17 protein-coding genes are annotated in these 21,306 nt (G+C 42.1%); 8 read left to right on the plus strand and 9 right to left on the minus strand.

The window, feature by feature from the left end; all coding sequences use genetic code 11:
* Window positions 1–79 precede the first annotated feature (79 nt).
* The 5 genes from J4E76_RS06940 (at window position 80) to J4E76_RS06960 (ending at window position 9,782) form a co-directional block, all read left to right on the plus strand.
* Entirely contained in the window at window positions 80–2,707 is a 2,628-nt protein-coding gene (locus J4E76_RS06940) for an ABC transporter permease (RefSeq protein ID WP_208502433.1), read from the plus strand.
* Window positions 2,708–2,922: 215 nt separating this feature from the next.
* Window positions 2,923–3,261 (plus strand): PadR family transcriptional regulator, encoded by a 339-nt coding sequence (locus J4E76_RS06945; RefSeq protein WP_208502435.1) that lies wholly within the window; start codon window positions 2,923–2,925, stop codon window positions 3,259–3,261.
* Complete coding sequence (locus tag J4E76_RS06950) at window positions 3,258–5,861, plus strand: ABC transporter permease (protein WP_208502437.1); 2,604 nt, start codon at window positions 3,258–3,260, stop codon at window positions 5,859–5,861. The genes J4E76_RS06945 and J4E76_RS06950 overlap by 4 nt, the downstream gene beginning before the upstream one ends.
* A gap of 3 nt (window positions 5,862–5,864) precedes the next feature.
* Window positions 5,865–8,468 carry an ABC transporter permease gene (locus tag J4E76_RS06955; protein ID WP_208502439.1) on the plus strand — a complete coding sequence of 868 codons (2,604 nt, stop codon included), beginning with the start codon at window positions 5,865–5,867 and terminating at the stop codon, window positions 8,466–8,468.
* A gap of 150 nt (window positions 8,469–8,618) precedes the next feature.
* Window positions 8,619–9,782, plus strand: coding sequence for a TlpA disulfide reductase family protein (locus J4E76_RS06960; RefSeq protein ID WP_208502442.1), 1,164 nt, complete (start codon window positions 8,619–8,621; stop codon window positions 9,780–9,782).
* A 2-nt stretch (window positions 9,783–9,784) separates the two neighbouring features.
* Here J4E76_RS06960 and J4E76_RS06965 read toward each other — a convergent pair whose 3' ends face one another.
* The gene (locus J4E76_RS06965) at window positions 9,785–10,291 is read right to left on the minus strand and encodes a DUF6155 family protein (protein WP_208502443.1); all 507 of its coding nucleotides are present in this window, start codon (window positions 10,289–10,291) and stop codon (window positions 9,785–9,787) included.
* 232 nt (window positions 10,292–10,523) lie between these two features.
* Between J4E76_RS06965 and J4E76_RS06970 the strand changes: the two genes are divergently transcribed.
* A complete protein-coding gene (locus J4E76_RS06970; RefSeq protein WP_208502445.1) occupies window positions 10,524–11,411 on the plus strand; it encodes a dienelactone hydrolase family protein in 888 nt (295 codons plus the stop codon).
* 276 nt (window positions 11,412–11,687) lie between these two features.
* Here J4E76_RS06970 and J4E76_RS06975 read toward each other — a convergent pair whose 3' ends face one another.
* Together J4E76_RS06975 and J4E76_RS06980 are read right to left on the minus strand one after the other, a co-directional pair.
* Window positions 11,688–12,170 (minus strand): GNAT family N-acetyltransferase, encoded by a 483-nt coding sequence (locus J4E76_RS06975; RefSeq protein WP_208502447.1) that lies wholly within the window; start codon window positions 12,168–12,170, stop codon window positions 11,688–11,690.
* A gap of 20 nt (window positions 12,171–12,190) precedes the next feature.
* Window positions 12,191–15,292 carry a hypothetical protein gene (locus J4E76_RS06980; protein ID WP_236017291.1) on the minus strand — a complete coding sequence of 1,034 codons (3,102 nt, stop codon included), beginning with the start codon at window positions 15,290–15,292 and terminating at the stop codon, window positions 12,191–12,193.
* Window positions 15,293–15,448: 156 nt separating this feature from the next.
* Between J4E76_RS06980 and J4E76_RS06985 the strand changes: the two genes are divergently transcribed.
* The gene (locus J4E76_RS06985; RefSeq protein WP_208502449.1) at window positions 15,449–15,871 is read left to right on the plus strand and encodes a MarR family winged helix-turn-helix transcriptional regulator; all 423 of its coding nucleotides are present in this window, start codon (window positions 15,449–15,451) and stop codon (window positions 15,869–15,871) included.
* A 4-nt stretch (window positions 15,872–15,875) separates the two neighbouring features.
* Window positions 15,876–16,409 carry an NADPH-dependent FMN reductase gene (locus J4E76_RS06990; protein ID WP_208502451.1) on the plus strand — a complete coding sequence of 178 codons (534 nt, stop codon included), beginning with the start codon at window positions 15,876–15,878 and terminating at the stop codon, window positions 16,407–16,409.
* A 28-nt stretch (window positions 16,410–16,437) separates the two neighbouring features.
* Here the strand turns inward: J4E76_RS06990 and J4E76_RS06995 are convergent, their stop codons facing one another.
* From J4E76_RS06995 to ccoG, 6 genes are all read right to left on the minus strand, one after another.
* Window positions 16,438–17,364: an alpha/beta fold hydrolase gene (locus J4E76_RS06995; protein WP_208502453.1), complete on the minus strand. Its 927-nt coding sequence runs from the start codon at window positions 17,362–17,364 to the stop codon at window positions 16,438–16,440.
* The gene (locus J4E76_RS07000; protein WP_208502455.1) at window positions 17,361–17,714 is read right to left on the minus strand and encodes a translation initiation factor; all 354 of its coding nucleotides are present in this window, start codon (window positions 17,712–17,714) and stop codon (window positions 17,361–17,363) included. Before J4E76_RS07000 ends, J4E76_RS06995 begins: the two co-directional genes overlap by 4 nt.
* Before the next feature lie 75 nt (window positions 17,715–17,789).
* A complete protein-coding gene (locus J4E76_RS07005) occupies window positions 17,790–18,644 on the minus strand; it encodes a universal stress protein (protein ID WP_208502457.1) in 855 nt (284 codons plus the stop codon).
* Window positions 18,645–18,731: 87 nt separating this feature from the next.
* Window positions 18,732–19,436: a sulfite exporter TauE/SafE family protein gene (locus tag J4E76_RS07010; protein ID WP_208502459.1), complete on the minus strand. Its 705-nt coding sequence runs from the start codon at window positions 19,434–19,436 to the stop codon at window positions 18,732–18,734.
* A complete protein-coding gene (locus J4E76_RS07015; protein WP_208502461.1) occupies window positions 19,436–19,876 on the minus strand; it encodes a FixH family protein in 441 nt (146 codons plus the stop codon). The genes J4E76_RS07010 and J4E76_RS07015 overlap by 1 nt, the downstream gene beginning before the upstream one ends.
* Before the next feature lie 2 nt (window positions 19,877–19,878).
* Entirely contained in the window at window positions 19,879–21,306 is a 1,428-nt protein-coding gene (gene ccoG, locus J4E76_RS07020; RefSeq protein ID WP_208502463.1) for a cytochrome c oxidase accessory protein CcoG, read from the minus strand.

Below are 21,306 nucleotides of genomic sequence, written 5' to 3' on the forward strand. Positions count from 1 at the left end.
CTGTCCTCCTTTGGAGGAGGTGCCCAAAGGGCGGAGGAGGAATTCCAGTCGCTCCTCTCCCTCAGGATGACGAAAAACGATGAAAAGGAATAACAGCCATATCACCCCACCAAAACTAGCTGAGAAGCTATTGCTCTGGTTTCTCAAAGATGAATTGGCAGAAGAAGTACAAGGTGATTTGGATGAAAAGTTTTTCCTCACATTAAAAAGTCGCTCCAGATTTAAGGCAAAAAGAAATTACTGGTTGCAGGTATTAAACTATATAAGACCCTTCGCCTCCAAGAAAACATTGTTCAACCACTCAAATCACAACATCATGCTTAGACACAATCTGTTAATCGGGTATCGTAACCTACTTAAGCACAAAGCCTATTCCTTCATCAATATCGGAGGTCTGGTATTGGGTATGACCGTGGCACTTCTTATTGGCCTCTGGGTAAATGACGAACTCTCTTACAACAAATATCATGACAAGTATGACAGGATTGTTCAGGTAATGCACCAGCGAGAGAGAAGCAATGGGGAGGTGATGACCAATATGTCACAGGTAAGCCAATTAGGCCCTCACTTAAAAGAAAATTTTGGTCATTTCTTTAAAGAGGTAGTAATGATGCCTTACAGAACCGAAGAATTGCTCCTATCCACTAATCGTAACACCTTCAACCAGACTGGACGATTCATGCAAGAAGATGGGCCGTCATTGTTGGGGTTAAAAATGATACAAGGGACCTATGCTAGTCTTAAAGAAGTAAACTCAATTATGCTTAGTGAAAGCTTGGCAAAAAAACTATTCGGAGATGTTGACCCAATAGGAGAATTGGTTCAGTTTAAAGCAAAAACAGATCTTATTGTCACAGGTATTTACGAAGACATCCCCAAGAATTCAGCATTTAATGATGCTCACTTCATTTGTCCATTAAAACTCTCCTATGGCAACGATCCTGGTTTCTTCAAGTGGGATAATTACAATACGGCTGTTTTCGGTGAATTACAGCCGGGAATTAAACACGAAGATGTTTCAACAGCAATTGAAGAAACCATGTTCCCACATATGGAGGGTGAAAGCAAGCCCCGAGCCTTTGTCATGCCAATGAAAGATTGGCATTTGAATTCTTATTATGAGAATGGTATCAAAAAAACCAGCCCTAGAATAAGAGTTATATGGATTTACAGTGCCATGGGCATCTTTGTGCTCCTATTGGCCTGTATCAATTTTATGAACCTAAGCACCGCCCGTTCTCAACAAAGAATGAAGGAGGTTGGAGTTCGAAAGGCGATTGGCTCGTTAAGAACACAGCTAACGAGACAATTTCTTTCAGAATCTTTTCTGTTTGTGTTCCTAGCCTTTGGACTCTCGCTGGTCTTGCTGGCAGCACTACTTCCTTGGTTTAACGATATTTCAGAGAAGAGTATTCAAGTGCCATTTGCCAACTCAAGCTTCTGGCTTTCTTCTCTTGCTTTTATCATTATTACTGCGTTCCTGGCGGGTGCTTATCCTGCCTATTATCTGTCATCCTTTAGACCCATTCAGGCACTTAGAGGGTCCATCAAATTTGGTAAGGGAAGAACCAAATTAAGACAAGTGTTGGTGGTTTTTCAGTTCACCATCAGCATCGCATTGATCATAGGCACTATTACTATCCACAATCAAACGCAGTTCGCTAAAAACAGACCTGTCGGCTATAGTCAAGAAGGTTTGATTACCATAGAGTATCAAAATCAGCAATATGTGGGGATCTTTAACACGCTACAGACAGAGCTGAAAAAAATGGGCATGGTTACTGAAATAGCCCAAGCCAATTATCCATTAACCAACACACGCGGACAAACTGGTGGATTTGATTGGACGGGCCTTGAAGAGGAAAGAGAAGTTATTTTCAATACAGTTTTTGTAAGACCTGAATATGGTAAAACAGTGGGCTGGTCAATTCTTCAAGGAAGAGACTTCGACCGAGAACTAGTATCTGACATGCAGAACGGTGTCATTATCAGTGAATCCGCATTAAAAGTAATGAACCTTGAAGACCCAATTGGAAAGAAAATAAAAGCGAAAAACGGTTGGAATGGTAAAAACGAATACACCATCATTGGAGTGGCAAGTGATATGATTAAAGGATCTCCTTTTGAGGCGCCATTACCCGCTCTTCTTTTCCCAATTGAAGCTGACCTGGGTTATTTGTTCATTAGAGTTAACCCTCAGGTGAGTCTCTCAGAAGCCCTCCCAGAAATCGAAAATACCTGGCGTGAGTTAGCACCTACACATCCCTTTCTATATAGCTTTGTGGATGATGAATACGGCTTAAAATTCAAGGAAGAAGAGAGAATATCCAGTCTTGCTACCTTCTTCAGTGTTTTGACTATCCTTATCAGCACACTCGGCCTCTACGGACTAGCTTCCTTTGTTATGGAGCAACGAATTAAAGAAGTAGGCATCCGCAAGGTTTTAGGGGCAAGCCTACGAAACCTATGGAAGCTTTTGTCAACTGATTTTGTCATTTTAATTGGCATTGCCTCCGCCATCGCAGTACCTATCTCCTATTCACCGTTGAGTCAATGGCTCGATTCCTATGAATACAGTATTAGCCTGGAGTGGTGGATTTTTGCAGTTGCAATCTTTGGATCGTTAGCAGTCACCCTCATGATTGTAAGTATCCAGACTGTGCGTGCAGCCATGACCAACCCGTTGAAGTCATTAAGAACAGAGTAACCCAAACCACAACCGTCATTGTGAGGAAAGCACGACCGAAACGATGTCCTCAATGCTGAACAATACTTGTCCGGCAGGCAGGAGGGTTGTTTCGCTTTGCTCACAATGACGTAAAAAATCATACCCTCCTTTATTTCATGCAACCCTAAGAAATATTTCTTCTCTTTTCCGTAACATACTTTTTATTCGTATGTTTATTCCGAAAAAGAGAATAAATGAAAAAAATCACTTTAGGTGCCTTTGAAGAACTGGTACTCCTCACGGCAGGTGTACTCCAGGACAATGCCTATGGCGTTACCATTAAACTGGAGCTTGAGCGTCAACTTAAGAAGAAAATAAGCCTTGGCTCTCTTTATTCAGCACTACAACGATTAGAAGATAAAGGCTGGGTCAATTCCAGAATTGGCGGAATCACCGAAAAACAGGGCGGGCGAAGAAAGCAGTACTACGACATCACCAAAGAAGGGATGATGGCATTGGATGAAGTACGCGCTATGCGAAACGGTCTCTTCAACCGCCTGCCAAACGCTAAACTTGACCTGCTTAAATCATGAGTCGAAAGAACAAAAGTCCACGACCACCACGGTTCGCCAAATGGTTACTAGAAAGTTTCTGCTCTTATGACTTCTTGTCAACAGCTCTATGGGACCTGGAAGAATTGTTTCATCATAACATAAAAGTCAAAGGACTCAGCAAAGCCAGATTCTTCTATACCATGGAAGTGTTAGGCATCATCATTCATCTTTTTTTCAAAGGAAAGAGTCAATACTCAACTAACAAAACAGCTATGTTAAAACACAACCTTTTAATCTCTATCCGAAGCTTTAAGCGCTTTAAAAGCACATTCCTTATCAATTTGTTCGGATTGGCCATTGGACTGGCTAGCGCACTGTTGATTTACCTCTGGGTAAATGACGAACTGCATATGGATCAGCTCGGTGAAAAGGATAGTGATAGGCATTATCAAATTTTAGTCAATACGGCTCATCCTAGCGGAATTCAGACAAAGACGATGGCACCAACTCCTATGTCACAAGCGATGGCCTCTGAATTGCCAGAAATTGATTATACAATACCTATTGTTAATGTAAAGTTCTACCAGGGCATATTATCGTATAAAAACCAATATGTACGAGCCCAACAACTTTTTGTTGGCAGCAGATATTTTGATGTATTCCCATGCGATTTTGTCTCGGGAAACAAAGAAACTGCCTTTGATGATAAAAATGGCATTACTATATCAGAATCCATGGCAATCAGTTTGTTTGGAAATTCAGCCAACGCCATTGGTCAGACGGTTGACTTCAAAAGTGTAAACTTCAACGGACCCTACACAGTTTCCGGAGTATTCAGACCTGATAAAAACATCTCTTTAGACTTCGACATACTAATGAGTTTTGATCAGTTTCTTACTGCTCGTCCTGAAATGAAAAAATGGTATAACGGAGGAACTGAGACTCACTTGGTATTGAAAGAGGGAGTGGACATCGAGCTGTTCAACTCGAAAATTAAAGACTACCTCCATACTAAAGAATTTCAGAGCAAATCACAGACGTTGTTTATTCAAAAATACACTGACAGATACCTCTATGGACAGTACGTAAACGGAGAACCCACAGCAGGAAGGATGGTCAATGTTAGAATTTTTTCTCTTATAGCCATAGTTGTACTAGTAATTGCCTGTATCAACTACATGAACCTTTCCACTGCACAGGCCTCTAGAAGAATCAAGGAGATTGGTATTAAAAAGGCAGTTGGGGCTCAACGTAGAAGCTTGGTCTACCAGCACTTTGCCGAATCCATATTCATGACCTCTCTTTCATTGATACTATCAGTCGGAATTGTACTCTTGCTATTGCCTAAATTCAACGAAATTACGGCTAAGGATTTATCCATTTTCGGAGCATCTGGAGTTATTCTACCCGTTTTAGGTATTACGTTATTGACAGGTCTAGTTTCAGGCATATATCCTGGAATTTATCTATCCGGTTTCAATACTGTATTGGCTTTGAAAGGAAAACTAAATCCTGGCTCTGGAGCTTTATCGTTGCGTAAAGTATTAGTAGTATTCCAGTTTATGATTTCGGCCACGTTAATTATTTCGGCCGTGGTGATTCATAGTCAAATCAATTTCGTTCAACAGTTTAATTTGGGCTATGACACCGAACACTTAATCTCATTCCAAAAAGAAGGTAAACTTCGTGACTCTCCGGAAATCTTTATACAAGAAGTCAAGAACATCCCCGGAGTCGCTAATGCTTCGAGTATGGGAGGAAATCTGGGCATTAAGGTTAGTTCACGTTATAATTTAGAATGGAAAGGTCAGAACCCTGACGACAAGGGTATCTGGTTCCATTTCGTTGATGGCGGATATGATATCGCTGAAATGTTGGGAGTTGAACTCAAATCCGGACGCCTCCTTTCCACAGATTTTCCATCTGATAAGAAAGCAATAGTAATTAATGAAACTGCGGCCGAAGTTCTTGGGTTTGACAATCCAATTGGAGAAAAGTTATATGTCGGGCCAGCGTATACAATTGTCGGTATAATCAAAGACTTCCACTTTCAAGGAATGCATGAAAAAATCCAACCCTTCTTTTTTAGGCTTGACTCCGGTTCTCGAAACATCATGGTAAAGCTATCAGGAGATAATCAGGCCAAAACGTTGAAGAAGATAGAAGCATTGCATTCCTCTTTCAATCCTGGTTATCCCTTCGAATTTAGATTCATAGACGACAATTATCAAAAACTCTATGATGAGGAAAGAAGAATTTCTTCGTTGTCCGACTATTTTGCTATGGTCGCCATAGTCATCTCATGTCTAGGTCTTTTGGCCTTGACCGCTTTTAGTACGCAAAGAAGATTTAAGGAAATAGCCATACGAAAAGTACTTGGTTCTAAGAACTCGGGCATCATTCACTTGCTATCCAAAGAGTTCTTGATTCTAATAGCAATTGCGATCACAGCTGCCCTCCCAATTGGCTATTACTTGATGAAAGATTGGCTAGATGGCTTTGCATTCAGAATAGACTTGCAGCCTTTCTACTTTATTCTTTCAGGCTTGATTATGCTCATTGTGGCATGGTTAACTATTGCAGCACAAACGGCCAAATCGGTCAAAATTAATATAACCGATAGTCTGAGGAGCGAATAAATCATGGGCATAAAGCACAAAAATGCACGACCACCACGGTTCGCCAAATGGTTACTAAAAAGTTTCTGCTCTTATGACTTCTTGTCAACGGCTCTATGGGACCTGGAAGAATTGTTTCATCATAACATAAAAGTCAAAGGACTCAGCAAAGCCAGACTCTTCTATACCATGGAAGTATTTGGCATCATCATCCATCTTTTTTTTAAAGGCAAAAGTCAATACTCAACTAATAAAATTGCCATGTTAAAACACAACCTTTTAATCTCTATCCGAAGCTTTAAGCGCTTTAAAAGTACTTTCTTTATCAACCTCATCGGACTGGCCACAGGGCTGGCCTCCACCCTGCTCATTTATTTATGGGTAGTTGATGAAATGTCGATAGACAAATTCCATGAAAAAGATGACCAAATCTATCAGGTCATGCGAAATCGAAACCAAAATGGCATAATAAACACCACTTCTACGATGCCCGGTCCGCTGGCAGAAGAACTGAGGACCAACTATCCGGAGGTTGAATCTGCCTCTATGATTTGGGCTCCAGAGTTTTTTGGCAGCAAAGGATACATCTCAATGGAAGACAAACAGATCAGGGCAAAAGCACAATACGTTGATGCTGGCTTTATGAAGATCATGTCAGTACCATTGGTCTCTGGTAATCCAAATGCCGCTTTGAAAAGCAAGACTGAAGTGCTCATCTCAGAATCTTTGGCTCAAAAAGTATTTGGAACGATCGACAATCTGATTGGTAAGACCCTCCATTGGAACGAGGGAAAAATGTCAGGAGACTACATGATCAGCGGGATTTTCGAAGACGTTCCTGATAATTCATCCATGCAATTCGACATGTTGCTGAACGCCAAAGTGATGATAGATGCTCGCAAATACATGGAGGAATGGGGCAATACCAATCCCGATGTGGTTGTACTACTTAAAGAAGGCACCTCTGCGGATCAATTCGATGCCAAAATCACAAAGCTTATTCAAGCCAAGCGCCCCAAATCAAGTGGTACACTCTTCATCCAAAAGTTCTCAGATCGCTATCTCAAGGGCTCTTATGAGAACGGTACCGTCTCTGGTGGTAGAATAGTCTATGTGCGTCTTTTCTCCATTGTTGCCATGATCATTCTCGCCATTGCATGTATCAACTTTATGAATCTGAGTACGGCAAAAGCGACCGGAAGGCTTAAAGAAATTGGTGTAAAAAAGGCGCTTGGTGCAAAAAGAAAAGCCCTCCTTACCCAGTATTACACGGAATCATTTTTGATGACAATTATAAGTATGGCCATGGCTCTGATTATGGCGCGGTCACTTTTACCCCAATTCAGCCAAATCACTGGAAAAGCACTGAATATCAATTTCACATCCGAACTTGCTATAGGCATTGGGGTCATCCTATTATTCACAGGTTTACTAGCAGGAAGTTATCCGGCCCTCTATTTATCTCGACTAAAAACGACCGAATCATTAAAGGGGAAACTTGCGAAAAGTTTTAGCGAATTGCTCGTTCGTAAAGGGCTCGTTATTTTTCAATTTTCTGCCTCCATCATACTGATTTTCAGTGTATTAATAGTCTCCAAACAGATCGATTATATTCAAAACAAGAACCTTGGCTATAACCGCGAAAATATCGTCAAGTTCGACAATACTGGAATTGATGACTCTGCCTATCCCGGCTTTGTGTCATCTCTGGAGTCCATACCCGGAGTGCTTAGTACCGCATCAACCGGACATGACTTGACTGGTGATCACGGAAGTACCCGACTCAGTTGGCCTGGAAAAAAAACCGATGACAAGACCATGTTCATCAATCTTGAAATGAGTCCTAGGTTTATCGAAACCATGGGAATAGAACTTGTGCAAGGTAGAACGTTCGAACGCGGCCGAATAAACGAAGACAAAAAAATTATCTTCAATGAAACCGCCATTAAACAAATGGACCTTGAAGATCCTGTCGGTAAGATTATCAATCTATGGGGTCGTGAAAAAGAGATCATTGGAGTGGTCAAGGATTTTCATGCAGAGTCTCTTTATGAAACCATTCAACCCACCCTCATTCAGGCCTATCCTGTTTTAAATAGTACAATTGTCCGAATCCAGAAAGAGACCATACCCAATACGCTTGCAAGCATTGAGGAGCGCTTCGAGGAGTTTAGCAATGGCTTGCCTTTTGAATTCAGCTTTATGGATTCAGATTATCAAGCGATGTATCAAAGTGAAAAAAGGATCTCCTCCCTATCAAAGTTCTTTGCCATTGTAGCTGCCATAATTTCCTGCCTAGGGCTTCTGGGCTTAACCGCCTTTACAGCCGAAAAGCGCACTAAAGAAATCGGAATACGTAAAGTCTTAGGTTCAGGCAATTGGAAGATCGTGGGACTGTTATCATTAGACTTTGCAAAAATGGTGCTTGTCGCCCTAGTCATAGGCTTACCATTGAGCTACTTCATTGCTCAGGGCTGGTTGGAAAACTTCAAGTATAGTATCGCACTATCACCATGGCACTTTTTACTTTCAGGCTCAATAATAGTGGCCATTTCCTGGTTGACAGTGAGTTTTCAAACCTTTAAGGCTGCACGCACCAACCCTGTAGATGCCCTGCGATCGGAGTAAAACTATTGATAGATAAAGAAAAGCGTCATGCTATTCTTTTGGAGTGGCCTCTAGAAGAGTTTCATGACGCTTTCTTATTATACCCCTCAAAGAATTTCATTAGCATGTTTAAGGAAAGCTTCGCTTCTTTATGATATCAACCCTTAGACTATGAAACTTTTTCTATTACGATTTAGCATGTCACTGGCATTGCTTGTGTCAATTTTTGCTTGTACTACTGAAACCAAAGACCTAAGCAATAGCTTCACAGTTTCCGGGAATATTACTGGACTCGACACAGAATTCATGTCCTACAGCTATAGAGATGCTGATGGAAAAAGAGTCAGCGACTCTGTCTTTGTCAAAGACAACAAGTTCACATATACAGGCCAAATCGATGAGCCTACCCATATCATTTTCTGGCCAAATGTTGAAAGCACTATCAAGAGAACTGGAAGAGGCTATTACCCCGCAAAGTCCTCACAATTCGCATTTCTAGCCAGTCCTGGTGATGAGATTGTCTTTGAAGGAGAAATCACTGACTTCGTAAACGCCTACCCTACGGGAACCAAGGGTAATGATGAGCTAGCTGAGATCAACAAGAAAATTTTCCCGCTGATGAATCAATCCGTAAATATGCAATTGGAGATCAACAAGTTAGAAGAGTCCGACCCAAAGCGTGAAACGCTGCAGGCATCTATGGCTAAAATTGACAAAGAGGTGATCCAGGTTAAAAAAGACTTTGTAACCTCTAACCCATTGTCACAGGCCGCTGCTTGGTATCTGTCCGACATGATGATCCGCAGCCATGTTTCTCAGGACGAGTCAATTGCCTTTTTCAAATCTCTAGACAACAGCTTGAGTGGATATCCTTTTTATCAAGCCGTGGCACAGCGTGTCGAAGGTATCGAGTCTACCAAGGTTGGCAAGATTATGCCAAACTTTACGACCAATGCTACCAATGATGGTGAAACATTCGAACTGAATAGTCTGAGAGGAAAGTATGTGTTGATAGACTTTTGGGGTACCTGGTGCGCTCCATGTATTGCTGAAATGCCGAAGGTTAAGGCGTATAAAGAGAAGTATGCTGACAAGCTTGTGATTCTTGGAGTGAACAGTGGTGATACCATGGAAAAGATACTCAAGTTTACTGAACCCAAATCTTATGACTGGACCCAAATCTTAGCTGCTAGTGGAGATCAAGACCTTGTTCTACAGCTGAATGTAGCTGGTTTTCCCACCAAGTTTATTCTAAGCCCAGAAGGTGAAATCCTTAATCGATTTGTCGGTGATACAGAAGAAGCTTTTGATGTTTTGGATGAGTTGTTAGACTAAGCTCAGCTAGCCACTTTATCCTCTAGCCCCTCTGCATTAAACCATTCCTGATCCCAGGCGGTCTCGACAACAGCTCGGATGCGATCTTTAAATACGGCTCTCAAGCCATTCGATTCTATATGCGCTATGGCTTGATCGAAAGAGTTGAACATACTCTTGTAGAATGCGTCTTGGTTAATTCTTTTCTTCTGGTTGAATCTTTGAGCTGTCTCGAGATTAAAGAGCATCACCTCAGCAATCAAGGCAGGGTCTAATCCCAATAATAAGAATTGCTTTATATACTTCTGCGCCACGGACCTTCGGGCCCTTGGTTTTCTTCTCTTTAGTGGAAAGTACTCGTTAGCAATCTTCATTTTCGCCTCCTCAACCAGCTTGTCTTCTTTAGGATTGAAGACAAAATTGTAGTAGGTCTGCACAGGTTTAAAGCGAGTGTATAAGTCTAAAACTTGATCCTCCAATTCCTGCTTATCCAATGACTGAAGATACTTTACAAGCGCTCTTTTACTCATATCTCAAAATTATAGAAATCAATGGACCTATTTGCCTCCTCAAACAATGATATTTTCTGGAAACCATTGAAGATATTCTTAGATCAACGTATCGCTATTTAAAAACAGTAGCACCCGTAGAACACAACACTACCCCTACGGTAATCCTTGCATCTGAAATGGCAGATTGACCCTTAAATTAAACCTTAATCAAAATCAACTGTCTTAATCAAGACCAACTCTTACAACTGCCATGAAGAAGCTCTCTAAAGAAGAAATCGATCAAGAAGTATTCGACTTATACGATGACTACGCTCATAATAAGATCGATAGAAGAAAATTCGTAGAAAAACTCTCTGTTTATGCCATTGGCGGATTAACGCTATCTTCTTTAATGAGCAGCATGATGCCTGATTACGAAACCACCAGGCTAATCAAGGAGGGTGACGAAAGGCTTACTTCGGATTACATCAATTATGACTCGCCAAACGGCGGTGGTAGCATAAAAGGATTACTTTCTAAGCCCACAGGCACAACGGGTAAAGTGCCTGGAGTGGTAGTGGTTCATGAAAACAGGGGTCTAAATCCCTATATCGAGGATGTGGGCAGAAGAACAGCTGTGGATGGTTTTATCTCTTTAGCTCCAGATGCCTTAACCCCTCTAGGCGGCTATCCTGGTACGGATGATGAAGGTAGAACGATGCAACGTAAACGCGATCGTAATGAAATGCTGGAAGACTTTATTGCCGCCTATGATTACCTAATGAAGCACCCTGATTGTAATGGTAAAGTAGGGGTGGTAGGTTTCTGCTTTGGAGGCTGGATCTCTAATATGATGGCAGTAAGAATTCCTACTCTCTCGGCAGCGGTACCATTCTACGGTGGGCAACCTTCTGCAGAAGACACCGCTAAGATTAAGTCACCATTGATGCTTCAGTATGGTGGGTTAGATAAAAGAGTCAACGCAGGCTGGCCGGCTTTCGAAGAAGCACTCAAGGCCAATAATGTAGAACATCAGGCTTTTGTGTATGAAGGTGCCAATCATGGATTCCATAATAACACTACCCCTCGATATGACGAAGCGGCTGCAACGCTAGCTTGGGAAAGGACCATCGGTTTCTTCAAAGAAAAGCTCGTTTAGAGGCTCATTTTTAACCGAATAGGAATGAGGTTCAAAAAAACCACTGGATAAATATGTCGTTTACCGAGTAAATCTGGTGGTTTACCTAAGCTTAAACCTACGATTCATAACATCTGGTGATATTTGATCAACAACAGGTCAAAAATCAAAGGTTATGAGAAAGCTATTACTTCTTATCGTATTGCTCCTTTTCGGGTTCTATCTTCAAAACCAGGCTGAAAAGGTAAATCAAGAACAGAATTATAAAACTGAAACCTCGCAGAGGAAATAGAGAAATTAAAGTCGTTGCCACATCACGTAACCATTGATTAACCCCTTGCTTGGGTGATCAAAAATCTCGGGCACCTCTCCTACTATTTCGAAGCCTAGTCTTTGCCAAAGCCTTACAGCTCTTTCATTACTCTTTAACACTATGTTGAATTGCATTGACTTATAGCCTAAACGTCTGGCTTCCTGAATGGAAAACTCCCCCATTTGATAGCCTATCCCTTGCCCTTCTGATGATGGATCAGTCATATATCCTGCATTGGCCACATGTGCGCCCATTCCAGGCTGGTTGTCTGCTATAAAGAATGTACCTACTAACTTATCGTTTATGACGGCTACATAGACGTGTTTCTTTCGATTACACCAAAAGGCCAACATCCGTTCTCTACTCGTATCTGGAGCAAAAACTAAGCTTTCACAGGTAGCAATTACTTGCTCGGTGATTCCCCAAATGGCCTCGTGATCATCTTTAGTAGCTTTTCTTATTTGCATGATATTGCGATCAATCCGAATTAGTCATTAAACCCCTTTACCAGCTCCAAGTTTAACCCTTCTACAAAAGTCTTGAAGGCGCTCCAATCATTGGTAAAGAATTCATTTACCTGCTCAACAAAAGGCTCTACCGCCTTCTTTGCATTTTCATAGGCAAATCGTTGCGGCTGAGTCACTGGCTTGTAACTGCTTTGCATTTTACCTCTAATATTTCCCAACTGACTTGAAATCAAGTCAGGATTTCTAGCCAATCCTTGCCCTCTCCGTGGTGCAGACACCATTCCGCGTAAATCCTTTAAGCTCTTCTTGACTTCCGTAACCTTATCTTTCAAATCTTTATTGTCCTTGTCAATGGCCAACACTTTATCAGCAATACTTGTGGCTTCATCAATGCGATCTACTGCCGCTGTTACTGATGATACCAAATCATAGTACTGGGTGATGAAACGTTGCTTTTCGTCAATTTCTGCTTGATCCCAAGGTTTTCGTGTATCTCTTAGCACACTAATTGGTTGACTTGAACTCGCATCTTTCATGGATAGCTTCACTTGATAAGTGCCTGGTAAAACATCATAGCCACTTGGTTTGGTCGCATTCGCACTGGTTGGCTTGCGAGAACCTGGCTGTCTAATTCCATCTGCTTCAAAACCCCAGTATACGCGGTTCACACCTTCCTCAGCATTATAAGTTCGAGTACGGATCGTCTTTCCCGTGGCATCTGCGACTTCCATGGTTACTTTACCTTTCTTCTGTGCATAGAAGCTTATGGCCGCATTGAAAGGCTTGTTCTGACCCATAAATAATCCATGCCCAGTACTCCTATACCCCCAATATGGTCCAATGATGGCATTGGTAGCATCTGGAATAGCAAAAGTATGGATCGTTTCTTCTTTGAGTTTTGCCACACCCAATTGAGCAGCTTCACGCAAGGGGCGAATGTCATCTAGAATCCACAATGCTCTACCGAAGGTGCCAATGATTAAGTCATGTTCTCTAGGGTGGATTTGTAAATCCATTGTCGGAACAGTTGGATACCCATGGGTCCATTTAGCCCAGCTTTTAGCGCCATCCATGGTAACATAAAGTCCACTTTCTGTGCCTAAAAACATTAGGTTAGGTTCTACCGGATCTTGAACTATAGACATAGCAAAGCCGAAGACATCTCCCTCATTTACAATTCTTTTCCACGATCTACCATAATTTGTAGTCTGATAAACATAAGGGCTCCAATCGTCTCTTCTGTGCTCGTCAAACACCACGAAAGCTGTGCCAGCATCATAGGTGCTAGCTCTGATCTGCTGCACCCAGCTATTGGCAGGAAGCCCTGGGAACTTGCCTGCACTATTCGCCCAGTTTTCCCCGCCATCCCTTGTCAGTTGAACATTACCATCGTCTGTACCTACCCAAATCATTCCCTGCGCCAGAGCACTTGGTTCTACTACCGTGATGGTGGTATGCATCTCAGCACCAGAGTTATCCAGATTCAGTTTACCACCAGTCTCCGCCTGCTTCTGTTTTTCAGGATCGTTTGTCGTCAGGTCTGGAGAAATTACCTCCCAAGTGTCTCCATGATCGGGGGACTTGAACAAATACTGTCCTCCGAGGTAGATTGTCTTTTTGTCGAATGGATCAATATTGACTCCAGCATTCCAGTTCCAGCGAATCCGTTCTCCATCTGGATGTTCTGGACGTATACCTACCATTTCACCCGTCTTTCTATCGTAGCGCTGAATATTCGCCCCCTGGCTCAATGAATAGCCAAAACGAGTATCTAGTGGGTCTGGTACTACATCGAAGCCATCTCCACCGACAATTCTTTCCCAGTAACCATTACGAATTCCTCCTTGCTTCAAGAGTTGGCTTGGCCCCAACCAAGCTCCATTATCTTGCATTCCTCCCATTACATTGTAAGGCGTTTCCATGTCATAACTTACATGATAGAATTGGCCTATCGGCAGGTTTTCCATATAGTGCCAACTGCCTCCACGGTCTCTACTCACTTCCATACCACCATCATTACCCAAAACCATAAAGTTCGGGTCATCTGGGTGCACATAAAACGCATGATTATCTACATGGATAAAGCCCGGGTTCACAAAAGTGCTAAAGCTCTTACCGCCATCTTCCGAAGAAGTAACTGTGGTATGAAGGGAATAGACTCTATTCTCGTTTTCAGGATCAGCATAAAGATCGGCATAGTAAAATGGTCTACTCCCAATACCGCTTTCTCCTTTATTAGAAACCCTTCTCCACTGATTACCACCATCGTCAGAGCGATAAATGGCATTCTCCTTCGACTCTACATAGGCATAGATACGATCGGGCATTGATGGTGAGATGGCCAGACCTATTCTACCCAAGTCGCCTTTCGGCAGGCCATGCTCAGAAGTTTTTCTATCCCAGTTTTCACCTCCATCATAAGAAATATAGATACCTGAGGCAGGCCCTCCAGAGTTGAAGAACCAAGGCCATCTACGATGCTCCCACATGGCTGCCACTAACTTGTTGGGGTTACTAGGATCAATCACCAAATCGGCAATTCCTGCCCCTGGAATATCATAAAGTACTTTTCTCCAAGTTTTGCCACCATCTGTAGATTTAAAAACTCCTCTTTCCTCATGTTCTGCCCATGGAGAGCCAATTGCACCTACCCAAACCGTATTCGGATCATCCGGGTGTACAATTAAACGATGTACATTCTTGGTTTCTTTCAGTCCCATATGTTGCCAGGTACGGCCCGCATCGAGACTTTTATAAACTCCATACCCACCATTCAATGAGTTTCTTGGATTGCCTTCTCCTGTCCCCACCCAGATGGTGCTGGCATTTGAGGGATCGATGGTCACAACGCCTATGGATGCTACTTCTTCCTTATCGAAAAGCGGCTCCCAACTTGTTCCGCCACTTACAGACTTCCATAGGCCTCCTGAAGCCGTGCCGGCATAAATGATATTTCGGTTATGCCGAACTACATCAATGGAAGTGACTCTTCCTGACATTCCTGCTGGTCCAATAGATCGAGGTTTCATCGTCTCGAAAATTGATAGGTCGGTCTGGGCTAAAGCCATGACAGAGGTGAATACTAGAAGTAGAAGTGATTGAATTATTCTTCTGAAATACATGAGGTAAGATTTTGAATAGAACTCAATATAAATCAGGTTGAATGCATAACTATTCAAAATTCTGCCAACGGTAAATTCTCCATACCATGAGAGATTATTAAAAAAGTTTCTAGTCTTGGAACTATTCTTGTATATACAATAGTTGTACACATGTATATGGAAAATAAAACCTACTTCAGTGCCATTGTTGAAATCATAAAAACCGGACACTGGATTACCGATATGGTCTCTCAAGAGCTTAAGGAATATGATATTTCTGAACCTCAATTCAATGTATTGAGGATTCTAAAAGGTCAAAAAGGAAAACCCATTACAGTTGAGGTCATAGCCAGTCTTATGATTCATAGGTCAAGCAATGTGACTCGGATAATAGATAAACTCCTGATACGAGGCTTGGTCAGCAGGCAAGAGTGCCAAACAAATCGCAGGAAAATGGATATCAACATCACGGCTGAGGGAATAGAGTTTCTGAAACTTCTTGACAAGAAAGTCACGGATTTCCATAAGCCAATGATGTCCAAAATCTCAGAAAAAGAAGCAAAGGACCTCACACGAATAATCAAGAAACTTAAAGAATAAAATAATGAAAATTGTAGCATTTGGAGCTAGCTCAAGTAGCAGTTCCATTAACCAAAAACTGGCAGTGTTTGCAGCTAATCAAATTGAAGGAGCATCGGTAAGCATACTTGATCTCAACGATTATGAAATGCCCATTTACAGCACAGACAAGGAAAAAGCAGCAGGAATTCCTCAATTAGCGAAGGACTTTAGACAGCACCTTGCCGATGCAGATGGTATAATAATATCATTTGCGGAGCACAACGGTAGTTACTCTAGTGCATTCAAGAACGTTATGGATTGGAACAGCCGACTGGATGGCAAAATTTGGTTGGACAAGCCTATGTTTATTATGGCCACTTCTCCAGGACCGCGTGGTGGGCAAACAGTCTTGAAGCAAGCATCACAAACTTTTCCATACCAAGGAAGTGATGTTTCAGGAGAATTCTCTCTACCTTCCTTTAATCAGAACTTCTCAGATGAAGCCGGTATTACGGATGCATCTCTTAGAACGGAGTTTGAAAACCAACTAAACTCCTTTATATCAAAAGCCAGCTAAATACTCAATCCTGAAGCAAGCGGTGCGCTTAGTTCGACAAAAATGAGCGCACCTTATTCAGGTAATCCTCTTTAGCCTCAACAAATGGAAAGTGGCCGGACTTTTGAACAATATATAACTCTGAATCTGCAAATGATTCGGCCATTCTATTAGCATGTAGGTCAACAGCCGGTTCGGTTTCTCCATACATGATTAATGTTGGTGTTTTTACTCCTACTAACTGATCATACAAGTCATAACCAACCATGTCGGCATTCAGACTACCATACTTCTGGCTTCTTAAAATGAAGTCCTTGGGAATGTAAAGCTGAAGCTTCTCAATATTCGCTATGTCGTACATATGAACTTTGTAAGAGATCATCATCATTTCCTGAATTGCCTCTGAAGGGTCCTCTGTCCTAAGTAGACCGCTGCTCGTGAGGTTATTGAGTTTGTCTTGGTCCTCTTTAGTTGTTTTTTGAGCCACCACCTGCGATTCGGCCTGCCAGTCTACTGCACTAGGCGCCATTGAGTTCGACAGGATCAGGTGATCAAGGTTTTGGTCATATTGAAGGGCATACTTCATTGCAATCAGTCCACCCCAAGAATGCGCCAGCAAGTTGATTTTTGCCAAGCCTAGAGTCTCTCTTAGAATTTCGATGTCCTCTGCGAAACCATCCAAAGTCATTGTGGTAGCATCCACATTAAGAGAAGATTTACCAGCGGCTCGCTGGTCGTAAAAGATCAACTTATAGTCTTTCGAAAGTTCCTTGAAATGGGGAAGCAAATAGGAATGATCCAAAACGGGACCGCCATGAACTACCAACAAAGGTTCGCCATCTCCCATGGTTTTGTAGAAGACATCCGAGCCATTGATCTTTAAAGTACCTTCAATCACAGGCAGCCTGTCCACAGAACAACCGGTGATCAAAAACGCAAGAATTAAGGCGATACTACTGGATTTGAAGTTTATCATCCTCCAACTCTTTTGGCCCTATAACCTTCTTTTTGAAGTATTTGAATCACTTTGTCTCGGTGATCACCTTGAATAAGTATTTCTCCATCTTTGGCCGAGCCGCCCACTCCACATTTTGATTTTAGGGTCTTACCTAAATCTTTAAGGTCATCATCGGTTCCGACAAAACCTTCCACCAGTGTCACTTGCTTTCCACCACGGCTCTTTTTATCGAGCATCACTTTTAGGTTCTGGTCGGAAGGGGCTAAAGTATCTTCCTCATTATCTCCTTCATAGTCATATGAATAGTCCGAGTTCGTAGAATAAACTACTCCAGACCTTCCCTTATCACGGTTATTCTTTCTACCCATAAGACCAAAAGTACTAAAAACTAAAAGTCATTCAGTCAAAGACCGAATGACTTTAGCGTCAGTTTCTGCAATGTTCTACTTTCTCCTCTTCTGGGAGAGCGTCCAGACGGGCACTTGGGCGTGGTTTACTAGGTCTTCTGCGATGCTTCCGCTGAGTAGGTGAAGAATCCCTGTTCTTCCGTGAGTACCCATTGCAATCATGCAAGCACCAAGATCTTCAGCAAAGTAGAGAATACCATCTTCTTCTGTTGCTTCATTGTAAATGCTAGTAGAGGCATTTGACAAATCATGCTTATCAATAAAGTTGCTGAACTCTTTCATCATTTGGCGCTGTGTACTGAAGTGGTTAGGTGTGTTGATCTTTACAAGGTGTAAAGTAGCACCAGTGACTTCTTGAATAATTTTTAATCGCTTTACCAGCTCTGTTTGCTCATCTTGGAGGTTACTGGCAAAAACAATATTCTTGATCTCGCCAAGTTTAACTCGATCCTTTACGGTAATTACGGGGCATTTAGCATATCTCACCACCTTCTCAGTATTCGATCCGATCAGAACTTCTTCCAGTCCGCTGGTACCCTTGGTTCCCATCACCAGAAGGTCTGCGTCATGATCTGCAATTACTTTCGAGATGCTTTCAAAAGCATTACCCATTTCCACGGCAGACTCGATTGACACATCCGCATAGCCTTCATTGTTAACAATCTCGCTTAAGCGCAGCTTCACTTGATCAATTAATTTCCTGACAATAAAAACTTCTTCTGCCGCATCATTTTCGGCTTCCCCCATGGTATTGAAAGAGAAGTCACGAAGGCCTTCAATTACATTAATCACCAATATTTTAGCACCAGATTTTCTGGCGATTTGAACTGCCAAATCAAGTGCATTATTAGCTTGAGAAGAAAAGTCGGTTGGGACAAGTATGGTTTTCATAGCTTAAAAATTTAAGTGATTGAACTATTGTCAAGTTGGTGAATTACATATTAAAAACACCTGACCAAAGTCATAAGTTCATAATTTCTATGGAGTCTCGCAGATAGTAATCTCGGAGGGATTACCCACTTTGGGGCTCAGGTAGGGAATCCCCAAATTCATTCCCCTAACAATTAAGAGGATCGCAACGGTCAACACAATTTTTGGATATAGCTTATTAAAGCTGATGCCTTTTAGTGACTGAACTGACTTTTTGAAAACTGCCGCTCCCAACATCATCGGAATGGTTCCTAAACCAAAGAGTGCCATATATGCCATACTTCCCCCAATGGAAGTCATAGAAAGACTTGCGATGAGCGCTATATAGACTAAACCACATGGCAAGAGGCCATTGAATACGCCAAACATAAGTTGTGAGCTATAACTCTTGCGAGCCAGCGTCTTTGAGAGTCCCTTCTTGATTTTTCGATTGAATTGATTTGAGAAGGAACTGAAGGCGCGAATACGACTACCCCAAATACTCAAAACCAAGCCAAGTATTAAGACCACCCCGGTAATCCATGAAATATGCTGTTGCCACCCAACCAAAGAGACTCCTTGACCGACAAGGCCCACGACTAAGCCAAGTAAGGCATATACCGATACACGACCGGCATTATAAATAAGCTTATTCAACCACCATTTGGCTCTTTTTTCTGGGTTTTCAGGAATGGCCCACAACAAAGGGGCACACATCCCCAAGCAGTGAAGACTGCCCAAAAAACCAAATACTATGGCAGTGGCAAGCAACATTAGATGACGAAAGCGATTTCTTTATAGTATTCTTTTTGACCATCTGCCCACTTAATCTTCACCTTCCAGGCGCCAACGGCAAATCTCGAAATGTCAACTATCATTTCTCCCGCTTCATTCAATTCTAATTCGAATTCCTTATCCAATTTGGCGGAGTTTGAACGGTAGAAGAGGACTTTTCCCTCCACCATATCTTTCTTCAATTGAATCGGGAATTTCAAGTCAGCCGTAAACGCCCTTCGGTCGATATTAAATACTGGCTTTTCTATCAGTGAATCATGGTTCTTGATCCTTTGAATTTGATCTTCATAGGCCAACTCTTGCTCGTAGTAGTCTTCTTCAACCAAATAGAAATCAGTGTTGACACTCACGTAAACCAGTGTGAAAATCAAAGCAATAAACACTACGAATGATAGAATGATCTTTTTACCCCAATTCATAATTAAAATTTTACTGGTCCAAGGAAATTTGTTTTCAACTCATCGATCACCACTTCGCCTGATCGCAATTCTAATACTATCCGGTTCTTTCGGTCATCTAGTTCTTCTGCTGGGATCTTGATGATAAAGACCCCAGCAAATTTAGATTTGGCAGCCAAGTTAATTGTACCGCCACCTGCTTTTTCAATGGTCGCATTCGGCATGTCCTTAATGGTCACTTCTAAATTCATACCTTCAGCAGTCTTATTGAGGAACTGGATGTTATAAATATTCTGAATGCGTCCATCATCCAACTTTTGAAAGATCATTCCTGGCGCCCTCAATACTGTGGCCTCCACATCGGCACGTCCTGAGACAAAAACTGTTAGTAAGATGATCAGTACGGACAGTACACCCGTATACCCCGCAACTCGAGGCGTGAAGATTTTCTGTCGCCCCTCCTCTACCGCGGTAGCCGATGTAGGCCTTATCAAACCTGTCGGCTTGCCGATCTTAGTCATTACATCATCGCATGCATCGATACAAGCTGTACAATTAACACACTCTAACTGGGTACCATTACGAATATCGATCCCAGTAGGACATACGTGAACACATAGCTTGCAATCTATGCAATCGCCCTTCTCTTTTTGTGGTTCTGCTTTCTTAAGCTTACCTCTAGGCTCACCCCTAATCCAATCGTACATCACTGCCATTGAATTCTTGACCAAGAGCACTCCTTGCAGGCGGCCATAAGGACAAATAGCAATACAAGCCTGTTCTCTGAGATAAGCGAAAACAGCATAAAAAACTCCGCTAAAGGCAATCAACCCAATGAACCCTGCCAGATTCTCGCTTGGAGATTTAGTGACAATCTCTTTGACTTCCTCAATACCAATAAGGTAAGCCATTGCCGTGTGGCCGATCAGCACAGCGATCACGATATAGATAGAATGTTTTAAGAGTCGCTTTCGAATCTTCTCGGCATTCCATGGCATCTTTTTAAGCTTGCGCTGCTGCCCGGCATCGCCATCAATAAGGTATTCTATCTTTCTAAATACCATTTCCATAAAAAGCGTTTGAGGGCAGGCCCATCCACACCACACTCGGCCAAATACCACAGTAAATAGAATGATAAAGACGAAGAAAGTAATGGCAATCAGCGTCAGAATAAAGAAATCCTGGGGCCAGAATACGGCCCCAAGGATTGAGAATTTGCGCTCAAAAACGTTGAGCAATAAGAAAGGCTCTCCTCCAATTTTAATAAAGGGTCCGGCAAAAAGGATCGATAAAAGAACAATAGTTACAATGACTCTTTTGTTGTGATACCTACCCTTGGGCTTCTTAGGGTAAATCCAGATGCGTTTACCCTTTTCATCCACGGTGGCTATAGCATCACGAAACTGTTCATCGTAATGGTATAAGTCCTTGATTTTACTATCCTCAGCCAT

Source organism: Roseivirga sp. E12 (assembly GCF_017592825.1).
GTDB lineage: Bacteria > Bacteroidota > Bacteroidia > Cytophagales > Cyclobacteriaceae > Roseivirga.

Bases quoted from the DNA above. Each gene is read 5' to 3' on its own strand.
- J4E76_RS06940 (WP_208502433.1), top strand. From the start codon at position 80: ATGAAAAGGAATAACAGCCATATCACCCCACCAAAACTAGCTGAGAAG.
- J4E76_RS06980 (WP_236017291.1), bottom strand. From the start codon at position 15,292: ATGTATTTCAGAAGAATAATTCAATCACTTCTACTTCTAGTATTCACC.
- J4E76_RS07000 (WP_208502455.1), bottom strand. From the start codon at position 17,714: ATGGGTAGAAAGAATAACCGTGATAAGGGAAGGTCTGGAGTAGTTTAT.
- J4E76_RS06960 (WP_208502442.1), top strand. From the start codon at position 8,619: ATGAAACTTTTTCTATTACGATTTAGCATGTCACTGGCATTGCTTGTG.
- J4E76_RS06945 (WP_208502435.1), top strand. From the start codon at position 2,923: ATGAAAAAAATCACTTTAGGTGCCTTTGAAGAACTGGTACTCCTCACG.
- J4E76_RS06955 (WP_208502439.1), top strand. From the start codon at position 5,865: ATGGGCATAAAGCACAAAAATGCACGACCACCACGGTTCGCCAAATGG.
- J4E76_RS06965 (WP_208502443.1), bottom strand. From the start codon at position 10,291: ATGAGTAAAAGAGCGCTTGTAAAGTATCTTCAGTCATTGGATAAGCAG.
- J4E76_RS07010 (WP_208502459.1), bottom strand. From the start codon at position 19,436: ATGTTGCTTGCCACTGCCATAGTATTTGGTTTTTTGGGCAGTCTTCAC.
- J4E76_RS07015 (WP_208502461.1), bottom strand. From the start codon at position 19,876: ATGAATTGGGGTAAAAAGATCATTCTATCATTCGTAGTGTTTATTGCT.
- J4E76_RS06975 (WP_208502447.1), bottom strand. From the start codon at position 12,170: ATGCAAATAAGAAAAGCTACTAAAGATGATCACGAGGCCATTTGGGGA.
- J4E76_RS06995 (WP_208502453.1), bottom strand. From the start codon at position 17,364: ATGATAAACTTCAAATCCAGTAGTATCGCCTTAATTCTTGCGTTTTTG.
- J4E76_RS06985 (WP_208502449.1), top strand. From the start codon at position 15,449: ATGGAAAATAAAACCTACTTCAGTGCCATTGTTGAAATCATAAAAACC.
- J4E76_RS06990 (WP_208502451.1), top strand. From the start codon at position 15,876: ATGAAAATTGTAGCATTTGGAGCTAGCTCAAGTAGCAGTTCCATTAAC.
- ccoG (WP_208502463.1), bottom strand. From the start codon at position 21,306: ATGGCTGAGGATAGTAAAATCAAGGACTTATACCATTACGATGAACAG.
- J4E76_RS07005 (WP_208502457.1), bottom strand. From the start codon at position 18,644: ATGAAAACCATACTTGTCCCAACCGACTTTTCTTCTCAAGCTAATAAT.
- J4E76_RS06970 (WP_208502445.1), top strand. From the start codon at position 10,524: ATGAAGAAGCTCTCTAAAGAAGAAATCGATCAAGAAGTATTCGACTTA.
- J4E76_RS06950 (WP_208502437.1), top strand. From the start codon at position 3,258: ATGAGTCGAAAGAACAAAAGTCCACGACCACCACGGTTCGCCAAATGG.